Origin of the sequence: Paenibacillus catalpae, assembly GCF_900112695.1 — a bacterium.
In the GTDB taxonomy this organism is placed as follows: domain Bacteria; phylum Bacillota; class Bacilli; order Paenibacillales; family Paenibacillaceae; genus Pristimantibacillus; species Pristimantibacillus catalpae.
Map to the genome: position 1 here is coordinate 87,071 of NZ_FOMT01000001.1, position 12,457 is coordinate 99,527.

Sequence of the window (12,457 nt, forward strand, 5' to 3'; positions counted from 1 at the left end):
ATAGGAGTTGCATGATAAATGGGTTTTTGGCAAAAAATTTTAGGAACTGAAAAAGAGGAGAGAAAAGATATGGAAAATGTTAAATTGGCGGTTATCTATTATAGTATGACGGGAACAAACTACAAAATGGCACAATGGGCAGCTGAAGGGGCAAGAGAAAAGGGAGCAGAAGTGAAAATCCTAAAAGTACCCGAGCTCGCTCCAGCAGATGCGATTCAGTCCAATCCGGCGTGGAAAGCTCATGTGGAAGAGACGAAAAATGTTCCTACCGCTACATTAGACGATTTGGAGTGGGCAGATGCTATTATTTTTAGCGTCCCTACTCGATTTGGCAGCATGCCAGGACCATTAAAACAATTCCTAGACCAAACTGGCGGACTCTGGTTCACTGGCAAGCTCGCAAATAAAGCTGTTAGTGCAATGACTTCGGCACAAAATGCTCATGGTGGTCAAGAGCAAACGACACTTGGCATTTACACGATTATGTATCACTGGGGTGCGATTGTGGTTGCACCGGGCTATACCGATACGTCCCTATTTGCAGCCGGCGGAAATCCATATGGCACGAGCGTCACGGTTCAAGACGGGAAAATGGTTGAAGATGTTCAAAGCGCTGTGAAGCATCAAGCGAAACGCACGGTATCTGTTGCGGAATGGATTAAAGCAGGTCAGCAATGATAATTTCCTAAGAGCGAAGAGCCTTGTACACCTAGCCGTGTATAAGGCTCTTTTTTCGGTAAACCATGAGTTTATACTAAAGTTGCTTATGTAATCATGTACGGTGTATATTTACGTTAGAAAAAGTCGGTTTGGTTTAAACATTGAGGTGAACGCTACTATATGAATACTAATCAGGATTTATCTCTAAAACTTTTTATTGTCTTATCCAAAGCATATAAAGTGACTATGGAACGTGCTGTAAAAGATATGAAGAAGCACGGTTTATCTGAAACGGAATTTACAGTGCTTGAGTTGCTTTATCATAAAGGCAAGTATTCAATCCAACGTATCGGAGAAAAAATACTTGTCACAAGCGGCGGTATGACCTACACCATTGATAAGTTGGAAAAGAAGGGCTATTTGAGACGTGTTGCATGCCCTGAAGACCGCAGGGTAACTTACGCTGAAATCACGGATGAAGGTGCAGAATTACTGCGAAATATATTTCCATCGCATGCTCAAGTCATCGAATCACTGATGCAAGGTCTCTCAATAGAAGAAAAAGAATATGCAATTACATTAATAAAGAAGATTGGTATAGGTGCTCAAGAAATCAAGATTGACTAAGATAATGAATGGAATTGAAAGAATGGTGAATAAGGAGTCGGTCTTACAGAAGAAGAGGCACTTAATGCCGGTCATCGTATAAAGGTAGCAAAGTTGCCCGGAACAGCTATTCCACACGCTTGTATATTAAAACAAACCAATGGATTATATAAAGCGATCATCGATTAAGAAACCGGCTTTATTTTGGGTTGTGTGTTGTTTGGCGCGGGAGCAGGGGAACTGATTAATTTAATCCAAGCATGTCAGAGGCTCTCAACGATTTATTTTCACAAATCTAATATATAGTTGAAGCAAGACGATCCCATTTGATGTGGATTGTCTTTTTTATGAGCAAGTATAGGTATCAATCATCATCGCCGAGTAATAGGGGGTATAAGTTCAAAAGAATTCGATATGCATCGTAAGAATCTGGGATAGTGCTGTGACGATTTTACGATATACGATAAGGCTGTATTCATAATTCCGAATTGGAGGTTTTTTATGAAACGCCGCATCGTTATACTGACAGCGTTTACTTTGTTTATGGGAACCGGTAATACCGCCCCCGTGACTGCTGCTGCTTCTCCGGATCTGCCTGTCATTAATGAAGTGACTCAAACACCTTGGATGGTTAGGGATGATCGAGGAAAGTTAAAGTCGGAGACGGAAATGACGATCCAAAACCCTGGAGTTTCATTCGACGCTTGGGCAAAAATCAAGGTCACGGGGGAAGATGCCTACATACTATCCCTCGGCAAGCTTGAAAGCGGCAGCAATAACAAAACCGTGGACGTGCTGGAATTGCATCGCGATGGAGACCCTGTTACGTTCGAGATTTATGACAATCCCGCATGTAACGGACGTCCGCTTGTAACCGAAACGAGGGAACAGAAGAAAATCCGTCATTGGAAGGTGTACGTCGCCCATGATATGCATACGGACATCGGCTATACCGATTACCAGGAAACATTGAACGAAAAGACGTTCCCGGGATATCTCGATGAGGCATTCTCAGCCATTGACGCGACTCGGGACTGGAAGAAACGGGATCAGTTCAAGTACCCGGTAGAGGCTTCATACATGCTATACGAATCGGCTTGGAACCATCGGGACGCCGAATGGATGGAGCAGCTTAAGGAACATCTCCGCGAGGGGTCTATCACATACCCCGCGAGCTATGTCAATGAGGTGTATGCGAATCTTGGAACGGAAGAATTAGCGCGCATACCGTATTTTTCGCAGAGATATTTGAATGACAAGCTCGGTATGCCATCAAACAAAGTTTTGTATATGTCCGACGAACCGGGCTTTTCCTGGTCCGCCGTCGATGTCATGGTGGAGTCCGGCGCGAAATACGCCATGCTGAGGCAGAATCCCGACCCTATGCACCCGTACCCTAAACTGTTCTACTATCAGGGACAGAACAAGGAAAATAAGCTTCTTGCCTATAATTATGGACACTACAGCACGGATGAGATGGATTTCAAAAATCCAGACAGTAATGTCATCGTTCAAAATGTATCGGAAAAGTTGCTTCAATACCCTGCGAGCACCTATCCTTATGACGCTGCCATTGCTGATTTTACAACTCCGTATGATAACAACGGCATAACAGCGACCGTAAAGGAAAACATTCGTAAACTCAATGCCCGCAAGGATAGCAAGGGCCGGGAATATGTCTTTCCTGAATTTATCTCCTCCACGGTGGAGGATTTCTTCTCCTACGTCGACAGCACCTATGGCGATCAGATTCCGACCTACAAGGGCAATATCGAGAGCTGGTGGAATTATGGCGTTTCTTCTACTTCCTACGAAACCGCCATTAACAAGGAAAATCACGACAAGCTGCCGGCTGCGGAATTTCTTGCCACTATGGCAAACGTCGCCGCTCCAGGCACAAGATACCCCTATGAAGATCTGCTCGGTGCGTACAATAATATGATCCTGTTTGACGAACATACGTGGGGCAATGCTTCCCCGCAGGCAGACGACCAATGGAAATGGAAGAGAAATACGGCCATAGCTAGCGATATGGCGTCTGATCGAATTCTTTCCGATTCAATGGGCTCCCTCAGCTCGCAGATTCCTACCGACGGAAAAAGCATTGCCGTCTATAACACGCTCTCGTGGAACCGAAACGACATCGTCCGGGTGAATAAAGAGAAGCTGCCCGCTCACTTTGAAATCATCGATACCGACACCGGTGATCCGGTTAAACACCAAATCCTTGAAGACGGAACGGTCTTGTTTACGGCTTTCGATGTTCCAGGCTTAGGCTATAAGGTTTTTAGCGTGCGAGAAACAAACGAAGACCGGGAATATTCCTCCAAGCTGAAAGCAACAACGGATACCTTGGAGAACGAATATTACAAGGTGGTGTTTGACAAGTCCGGCGCTATTGCCAGCATTGTTGACAAAAAGAACGGAAACCGCGAGATGGTAGATTCCGCATCAAAGCATCGGTTAAACGAATTCGTGTATTACACCACCCGGAAAATGGGGCCGGAAGCATTAAGCGAAGATACGATCGAAGAGGCGAAAATGGCTGGAACAGCCGGTCCTGTCATGGCTATGGTAACGGCTGATGGAGGGACGAACGGAGTCGATGGAATGAAGCGCAGCGTCATCCTTTACGAGGGCATCCCTCGCATTGATATCGTGAACCAGGTTGTGAAGAGCGATGCTCCGTCGCTTGCGCAGAAGGATGAAGAAGGCTTCTTCACTTTCCCACTTCAAGTACCGGATTTTACTTTACGGCACGAGATGCCGACAGGCGATGCACGGCCACATGTGGATAAGGATATTAATAATCCGGACAATGAGCAGTTCTACTCCTCAAGCACGGCCTATTACACAGTTAACCGTTGGATCGACGCTTCGGATGGTCAAGGCTACGGCATTACGCTGTCTCCCGTGTCCAATCCCATCGTAGAGTACGGCGAGCGCCGTTCAGCGATCGGCGATTGGGATTACAATACCGAAAAACCATGGATCTACAGTTTTGTATTCAATAACAAATGGCATACCAATTTTCAAAAAACACAGCCTGGTCCGGTCACGTTCAAATATGCACTTACCTCACACGGAGGGGGCGATTGGAAATCGGGCAGGGCAGACAAGTTTGGCATGGAAGCATCCAGTCCCCTTAGCTCGACGGTTATTCAGCAGGCCCAACGCAAAGGGGAATTGGGAGGCAAAAAAGGCCGTTTTATCAACATCGATAAAGATAATGTCGTGTTGACGACGGCAAAGCTTGCCGAGTCGAACGGGGAAGGCATTATCCTGCGTTTTAATGAAACGTTAGGCGAGAATACCAAGGTAAAAGTGGACTTGAGTTTTTTAAAGCCAGTGTCGGCCACCGCGACCGATCTCGTCGAAAACGACAAGGAACCGATTCCGATCAAAGATTCGATCATTTCATTTACGATCAAAGGGCACGGATGGAAAACGATCCGGATCAAACGAGGAGAGCAGCCTCATATGGTTACCGGCGTTAAAGCGGTCACCGATGCGCACGGTACCCAGATCACTTGGGATTCCGTTCCGGATTTGAATTTGTCTTACTATGAAGTATTCCGCGGCAAGGAATCATCCTTTGAATCCGGAAAAGGCAACTACATCGGTTCTGTAAGCCAGCCGCATTTTTTTGATGCCCAAGTGGCTAAAGGAAGGTATTTCTATAAGATTCGTGCCGTGAATCCTGGAGAGAAGGGGGCTTTTTCCAACGCAGCTCCATCCGCCGCAGGGAAGATTGGCGACCAACTGCCGCCAACCCGGCCAGGCGCGCTTCAAGGAGAAGCGTTGTTTGGCACGCGAGTGACGTTAGCCTGGGAGCGTTCCGAGGATGATGTTCGCGTTAAGGGGTATAAAGTTTACCGAAACGGCTTGGAGATCAAGGATTTGGGACCTATGTTCAGCAGCTATCTGGATACCGATGCGAGCAGCGAGCATTCCTATGAGTATACCGTCAAAGCCTACGACGACGAGGGGAATTTATCTCCGTCCTCTAATGCTTTGAAAGTTACGACTCCGGAATGGGTAGTCCCTGGCGGCAATATTGCGCGTCTGGCAGCCGTCACTGCGTCGTCGGCGTACAATTCGGATTACGGGGCAGCGAAGGTGAGCGACGGAGTTTCGGGCATCCATGGTTCTGGAGAGTGGGCATCCAACGCGGAGTTGAACCCTTGGGTGAAGCTCGAATGGAACGAAGCAAAGAAGGTCCAGCAGGTTATTCTCTATGACCGCATGAACCTGGCGGATAATGCAAATAAGGGCCTATTGCGATTCAGTGACGGCTCCTCACTGGAGGTATCGAGTCTTCCGGCTGACGGCTCGGGTAAGGTTGTCACTTTTCCTGAGAAAGAAATCACCTGGATGCGTTTCGAAGTTACGGGAGGCACCGGCTCACACGTCGGTTTGTCGGAAATAGAAGCGTTCGAAACGGCTGATCCGGCTAAGACCGCTGTCGTGACCGCTTCTTCTGAATATAATCCGGATTACGGTGCGGCAAAAGCCACCGACGGTATTATTGCTGTTCAAGGAGCCGGGGAGTGGGCTTCCGCGGGGGAGTTGAATCCATGGATTCAGCTGACGTGGAACGAAAACATAACGATTAATAAAATGACGTTGTATGACCGGACGAATCAGCAGGACAATGCGAACGCCGGCACGCTCTTGTTTAGTGACGGCACCGAAATAGAGGTTACCGGCATCCCGATGGACGGATCCGCTAAGGAAGTGGATTTCCCGGCAAAAACGGTTACTTGGGTGCGATTCCAAGTGAAAGACGGTACTGGAGCCAACGTTGGTCTATCGGAAATTATAGTGGAGTAGACTAATAACCGTCATTATAGGGGCTAGGGGAAACCTTAGCCCCTATTTTATTTTGTTTTGCTAAACGGCTAACGCCTAAGCATCTCGTCAGCCTCTCTGAAACAAACAAGCAGATCCATACAGTTTGTGTTCATTTGTGATAGAATAAGAAAAAAATAGACGAGGTGTCGTTATGCTGCCATTACAAAGAAAACAAGCGTTACTTGCCTACCTGGCCGACAAAGGCGCTGCTACGTTAAAAGAGATGAGTGACCGCTTCGGTGTCTCTGAGATGACGATTCGCCGCGATTTGAATGCTCTGGAGCAAGAAAATCGTATACGTCGTTCCCATGGCGGAGCGGTCTACGAGGAGCAAAAACAGGAAATGGGCCAGGACGAGCCGGAGATGGCAGCAAAGCAGGCCATCAACCAAGATATCAAGGAACGGCTGGCCGCGTATGCCGCACAGAGGTTTGTTCGAAGCGGAGATACCATCGTGCTCGAGAACGGTACTACCGTATCGAGAATGGCAGAGCGGCTGGCCCATCTGGATCAGTTGACCATATTGACCAACGGAATCGATACCATTAGCCGTTTCCGTCCCTATGCAACCGATAATAGGATGATAATTAGCTGTGGAGGCATGTTCAGGGACATATCGGGCACGTTCGTCGGCCCCATGGCGGAGGAGTTCTTCTCGCGTTTTCATGCCGACACCTTGTTTTTGTCCGCTCTTGGTTATACGCCGGAAGCGGGTTTTACGGATCCGAATCTCATGGATACGCAAGTAAAAAAAATAATGATGCGTTCTGCCAAAAAAGTCGTGATGCTGCTTGATTCCTCCAAAATCGGCAAACGCTTTTTCTCGCCGGTTGCAGCCCTGACGGACATCCATGTCTTCGTAACGGATGGCAACTTGACGCAAGAAAATAGAAAACACATCGAGGAGAGCGGCGTGGAGCTTCACATGATTTAGAGCTCGATTGACTATGCGTATAATTGTTCACGCCAACCCATGAAAAGTTATGTTAGTTTGTGTTAGTTTATGTTATATTGTAATAAACCAACGCAAAGGAGTGGCATCATTTACATGTCATCAAGCTACGATAAAGAGCCTTTTATCGCGATTCGGGGATTGGAAGACGAAGCCTGGGAGGGGTATGAAGCGATCGGCTGCGAGCTTGCTTCCGCGAGCAAGCGCCTTGGGAATAGAAAAACGGTAGTTGTGCTGGAATGCTACCCGGGCGTTCGACAGGAGGAAGTCATCGCAGGATTCCGCCGCCAGGCAATGAATTCGTTAACCGTCATTAAAGCCGAGGAAGCGGCATTGTCTCCTGATGCTGTCGACGGCAAAGTAGAACGTTATCTGACGGATGACCGTGTATTCGGTTATATGGCGCCTTTTCAGATCGAAGAGTTTTATGATCCGGAACGGATCTGCGCTCTTCGCAGCCGGATTGATGCGCTCAAGGAAGGCATCGTTCTTGTCATTGGATTCGGCGCTTCGCTGATCGCCCGGGGAGACCTTGTCATTTATGCCGATCTAGCCCGTTGGGAGATCCAGCAACGATACCGCGCAAGAGAACTCGGCAATTGGCGCGCGGGATGTCGCGAGGACGATATCCTGCGTTTGTACAAGCGGGGGTTCTTCGTCGAGTGGCGCATGGCGGACCGGCTAAAGAAGAAGCGTCTCGGCGAAATCGACTACTATCTGGATACGAACGTTCAGGACTCTCCCAAGATGGTTACCCGTCACGCGCTGTTTGAGGGGATGGCCCAGGCGGCAAGCCGTCCATTCCGGCTGGTTCCTTATTTCGATCCCGGCGTATGGGGAGGAACTTGGCTGGAGAAGCGGATCGATCTGCCCAAGCGCGAGCATCCCTATGCCTGGGGGTTCGACGGCGTACCGGAGGAGAACAGCCTGTATTTTCAATATGGCACCATTCAAGTAGAGTTGCCGGCGATCAATCTGGTATTCTTCCAATCTATTAAATTGCTTGGCGAGAAGGTATATGCTCGGTTCGGAGCGGAATTTCCCATCCGTTTCGACTTCCTCGATACAATAGGCGGGCAGCCTCTAAGCCTGCAGGTCCACCCGACAACGGAATATATACGCGAACATTTTGGAATGACCTACACCCAAGACGAGAGCTATTACATTCTGGACACCTCTCCGGGAGCGCAAGTGTATCTCGGGCTGCAGGAGAACATCTCCTCTGGGGATATGCTCGAAGATCTGCGCAAAGCGCAAGCAGGCGGGCATACGTTCCCCGCGGAGAAGTACGTCAATTCGTTCCCGGCAGCCAAGCATGACCACTTTCTCATCCCCGCCGGCACGATACATTGCTCTGCGGCGGGCTGCATGGTGCTGGAAATCAGCGCCACGCCGTACATTTTTACCTTTAAGTTATGGGATTGGGATCGGCTTGGGCTAGACGGCAAGCCTCGCCCGGTTCATTTGGAGCATGGCGAGCAAGTTATTCGGTGGGATCGAACTACGCCATGGATTGAGGCGGAGTGTGTCAATAGCATTGAGCCTATCGGAGAAGGGGAGGGCTGGCAGGAAGAGCGCACTGGCCTCCATGAGCTTGAGTTCATCGAGACGAGACGTCACTGGTTCTCCGAGCCCGTCTTGCATACGCAGAACGGCAGCGTCCATATGCTCAATCTAATTGAAGGAGAAGAAGCGACGATCGAAAGTCCGGACGGATCCTTCGAGCCTTTCGTCGTTCATTATGCCGAAACGTTTATTGTGCCGGCATCCGTCGCTTCCTATACGATTCGGCCTAGCGGACCAAGCGTGGGCAAGACGTTAGCCACGATAAAGGCATATGTCCGAGCATAGGAGGCGCTTCGCAAATGGCATTATCTTTGATCATTGCATTTGATGTGGGCGGGACGCAAATAAAAGCGGCCGCCTTAAGGGATGGAGTAATTACGGAAGAAACCGCCGGCCACTATGAGTCGCAGGCTGATCTTGCAGCCGGGCCAATGATAGCCCATTTTGCGGACATCTTCGCGGACATTCTCTCCAAAGCTGGGCCGGATGCGCTGGTAGAGGGACTAGGCATTGCTTTTCCCGGGCCGTTTGATTATGAAGAAGGAGTCAGCCGCATTCAAGGGCTAGGCAAATTTGACTCGCTGTACGGTTTGCCTGTCGGACAGCTGCTCGAGGAATCGCTGCGCGCGGATGAGCGGACGAACGGAAGACTCTCGCAACATTTTCGGATCGCTTTCGAGAACGACGCGGCTCTGTTTGGTCTTGGCGAGACCAGCCCGGGCGGTGCGGCGGAAGGTGCCGATCGAGCCGTCTGCTTGACGATCGGCACGGGACTGGGATCTTGCTTTCTAGAGCGCGGACGATTAGTGAAACACCGTCATGATGTGCCAGCCGAAGGCTGGTTATATACCGTCCCTTACCGGGATGGCATCGCAGACGACTATGTCTCCCGCAGAGGCGTGTTGCAGCTGGCTTCAAAGCAGGGTCTGGATGCCGCGCATTTAGACGTTCGGGGACTGGCATACCTGGCGGATGCCGGCGACAAGGAGGCGTTGCAGCTTTTCGAGCAATTCGGATTGCGGATGGCCGATATCTTAATCCCTTCGCTGCTCCGCTTTAAGCCAGATCGCATCGTTCTCGGCGGCCAGATCTCGAGGAGCGCGCATCTGTTCGTGCCCGCTTTCCGGGAGGCTGCGGCAAAGTCCGGTCTGGGGGCCGAAGTTCGCGTCAGCCGCGATACGCTGTCCAGCACGCTACATGGCGTACACGGGTTATTGAGGCTGTCGGACGAGAACGAAAAAAACTGATATGAATCGCAAAAATGTAGTCTACCGCTTTATTTGGCCTGGCGCTATACTGATCGCAAGCAGGGAGAGAACACTTGATTAGGGGAGAGACAGCAAATGCAAACCGCAAAGAAAAAGTGGAAAATTTATGTGATTCATCACTCTCACACGGACATCGGTTATACGGAAAGACAGGAAAAAATCGAGCAATATCATGTGGATTTCATTAGACAGGCTGTAGCGATCTGCGAGGCATCGCATACGGAGCAGCGTCCGGAATGGAAAGGCTTCAAGTGGACGTGCGAGACATTCTGGGCCGTCGAGAAGTTTCTCGAGAACGCTACGGATGAAGAAAAACAACGATTTGTCGACGCCTTGAGCAGAGGAGACATCGAGCTGTCGGGCACTTATTTGAACATGACGGAACTTATCCAATACGAATTGCTTACGGAGATGCTCGCAAGAGCCGGAAAGTTTGCCGCGCCATACGGTCTTAACGTCAGATCGGCGATGACCGCGGACATCAACGGGTACAGCTGGGGATATGCGCAAGCCTTGGTCGATGCCGGCATTGAGCACCTGCTGAGCTGCATCCATACCCATCATGGCATGTTCGCCATTGGGCGCAAGCAATTCCCGTTCTATTGGGAGGCGCCAAGCGGCAAGCGAATTCTCGTTTGGAGCGGAGAGCATTATATGATGGGCAATGATCTGGGGATTAATCCCGACGGAACGTTATCCTACTCCGTTCGGGACGAAACGCCGGTTTGGGGCATCGCCGAAGATCATTGGAAGATCGCCGAGACGAGAATAACGCGTTATCTTGAGCAATTGGAGAAGGAAGACTATCCATACGATTTTATATTGGTTAACGTCATGGGGCTCCTGCGGGACAACGCAGCTCCGAACGGCCGTATTATGAGCTTCATTCACGAATGGAATGCGAAGCATGGAGACCATGTAGAGATTGAAATGACCACGCTGAACCGCTATTTCGATCTGGTCAAGCAGCAAGATGCGGAGATACCGGTGTACAAGGGAGACTGGCCGGATTGGTGGTCCGACGGCGTGGCTTCAACGGCGATGCATACGCAAATATTCCGCAACGCCCAGCGAATGATGTCCGTCGTTAAGCGGCTTGATCCAAATGGAGAGAGTGTTCGGGTTAATGAGATGAAAGAAGCCGAGCAGCAATTAATCATGTACGCCGAGCATACCTGGGGGTATCATTCCTCCATCTCCGAGCCGTGGCATCAGATGGTGCAGGAATTGGGGGTCCGCAAAGAAGCCTATGCCGCGAATGCAAGCCGCCTGGTATACCGATCGCTGGACAGAGTGCTTCAGGATCAAGGGGACGTGCTGCTAAGGCCGAACCGGGAATTTACTTATAAAGTAGTGAATTCGTTTAACTACCCCGTTGAGGATCTGGCCTTCTTCTACTTGGAAGAGCAGTGGGAGGCCGATTATTTCCGGAACGGCATGGAAGTCATCGATGAACAGAGCGGGGAGATTGTGCCCCACCAGCAGGAAAAAGTAAGCAGAGGTTATCAAATTGCCGTTATGGCCAAGTTAGGCGCGCGGGAAGAGAAGCGATACGTTATCCGCAACGCTACGGCTCCTGCCGCGGGACGCACCACCAGCAGCACGCGCTTGGCAGGCGCCGACCGCATCCATGACATTCGCGATCTGATTCCGCAAGCCCAAGCGCCTGACCAAATCTCCATAACGGAAAATAGCATTGAATCCGCCGAGGTGCGAATTTCTTGGCAGCGCGGGGCGGGAATTGTCTCGTGGGTAGACAAGAGTACGGGGAAGGAACTGATTGATGCCGATCAGGCCTGCGGAGCCTTTACGCCAGTCTATGAAGTGACCAAGGGCGAGCACGGCGATCAGATGACCGTCAGAAGAGTTATGGGCCGAAACCGCAAAGGGATGAACGTCGAGCGCTTCTTTGGCCATCTTACCGGAGTCAAAGAAATAACAAACGGAGCTCTGTATGCCATCGTGGAACTTGCTTACCAAGTGGAAGGAATGAGTCACTACTCGCTCTTCCTGAAGGTTTATAAAGGCCAGCCAAGAGTAGACGTGTCCGTCCGAATGCACAAAATGAGTGTCTGGGAACCCGAGAATGTTTACATTTCTTTGCCTTTCTTACGGGAGGAGAACGGGGAACTGTGGTTCGACAAGGCAGGGGCTGCTATCCGGCCGGGAATTGATCAAATTCCGGGTACGTTGACAGATTTCTATTGCATTCAGGAAGGGCTGGCGATTGTTTCGCCGTCTGGCGGACTGGCTCTAGCCACGCCGGACACACCGCTCATGCAGACCGGGCCGTTGGAATTCGGCGAGAGAAGAGTTCAGGGCCAGGAGCCTCGGGAAAGCAAATCTTTGTACGCTTGGGCTCTGACCAACTATTGGGAGACAAACTTCAAGGCGACGCTTGGGGGGTTCTACGAATTCCGCTATACGCTTCAGTGGGGCAAACCGTTCCATGCCGTTGACGAAGCCGTGCGCGCCAACCACTTTGTAAACGCGGGTACGGTAGCTTTTAGAAGTAAATAGTTCAGCAAGCATAAGAAGGGCGGTATCTCGT

General features: G+C 50.2%; 7 protein-coding genes and 1 pseudogene. All 8 read left to right on the forward strand.

Annotated features, from left to right (window positions below):
* The first annotated feature begins 69 nt into the window (after positions 1-69).
* The 8 genes and pseudogenes from wrbA (at position 70) to BM200_RS00340 (ending at position 12,426) form a co-directional block, all read left to right on the forward strand.
* Entirely contained in the window at positions 70-678 is a 609-nt protein-coding gene (gene wrbA / locus BM200_RS00305) for an NAD(P)H:quinone oxidoreductase (RefSeq protein WP_091183367.1), read from the forward strand.
* Positions 679-840: 162 nt separating this feature from the next.
* Entirely contained in the window at positions 841-1,287 is a 447-nt protein-coding gene (locus BM200_RS00310) for a MarR family winged helix-turn-helix transcriptional regulator (RefSeq protein WP_091180022.1), read from the forward strand.
* A gap of 48 nt (positions 1,288-1,335) precedes the next feature.
* A pseudogene (locus tag BM200_RS30775) lies at positions 1,336-1,455 on the forward strand (hypothetical protein); the annotation flags it as partial.
* A gap of 312 nt (positions 1,456-1,767) precedes the next feature.
* Positions 1,768-6,099 carry a DUF7402 domain-containing protein gene (locus BM200_RS00320; RefSeq protein ID WP_091180025.1) on the forward strand — a complete coding sequence of 1,444 codons (4,332 nt, stop codon included), beginning with the start codon at positions 1,768-1,770 and terminating at the stop codon, positions 6,097-6,099.
* A 172-nt stretch (positions 6,100-6,271) separates the two neighbouring features.
* Positions 6,272-7,054: a DeoR/GlpR family DNA-binding transcription regulator gene (locus tag BM200_RS00325; RefSeq protein WP_091180027.1), complete on the forward strand. Its 783-nt coding sequence runs from the start codon at positions 6,272-6,274 to the stop codon at positions 7,052-7,054.
* 114 nt (positions 7,055-7,168) lie between these two features.
* Positions 7,169-8,923: a class I mannose-6-phosphate isomerase gene (locus BM200_RS00330; RefSeq protein ID WP_175532690.1), complete on the forward strand. Its 1,755-nt coding sequence runs from the start codon at positions 7,169-7,171 to the stop codon at positions 8,921-8,923.
* Between the two features lie 14 nt (positions 8,924-8,937).
* Positions 8,938-9,885, forward strand: coding sequence for an ROK family protein (locus BM200_RS00335; RefSeq protein WP_091180031.1), 948 nt, complete (start codon positions 8,938-8,940; stop codon positions 9,883-9,885).
* Between the two features lie 96 nt (positions 9,886-9,981).
* On the forward strand, positions 9,982-12,426 hold the full coding sequence (locus BM200_RS00340) for a glycoside hydrolase family 38 N-terminal domain-containing protein (protein WP_091180034.1): 2,445 nt from the start codon (positions 9,982-9,984) through the stop codon (positions 12,424-12,426).
* Positions 12,427-12,457 lie beyond the last annotated feature (31 nt).

Bases quoted from the DNA above. Each gene is read 5' to 3' on its own strand.
- wrbA (WP_091183367.1), top strand. From the start codon at position 70: ATGGAAAATGTTAAATTGGCGGTTATCTATTATAGTATGACGGGAACA.
- BM200_RS00320 (WP_091180025.1), top strand. From the start codon at position 1,768: ATGAAACGCCGCATCGTTATACTGACAGCGTTTACTTTGTTTATGGGA.
- BM200_RS00325 (WP_091180027.1), top strand. From the start codon at position 6,272: ATGCTGCCATTACAAAGAAAACAAGCGTTACTTGCCTACCTGGCCGAC.
- BM200_RS00340 (WP_091180034.1), top strand. From the start codon at position 9,982: ATGCAAACCGCAAAGAAAAAGTGGAAAATTTATGTGATTCATCACTCT.
- BM200_RS00310 (WP_091180022.1), top strand. From the start codon at position 841: ATGAATACTAATCAGGATTTATCTCTAAAACTTTTTATTGTCTTATCC.
- BM200_RS00330 (WP_175532690.1), top strand. From the start codon at position 7,169: ATGTCATCAAGCTACGATAAAGAGCCTTTTATCGCGATTCGGGGATTG.
- BM200_RS00335 (WP_091180031.1), top strand. From the start codon at position 8,938: ATGGCATTATCTTTGATCATTGCATTTGATGTGGGCGGGACGCAAATA.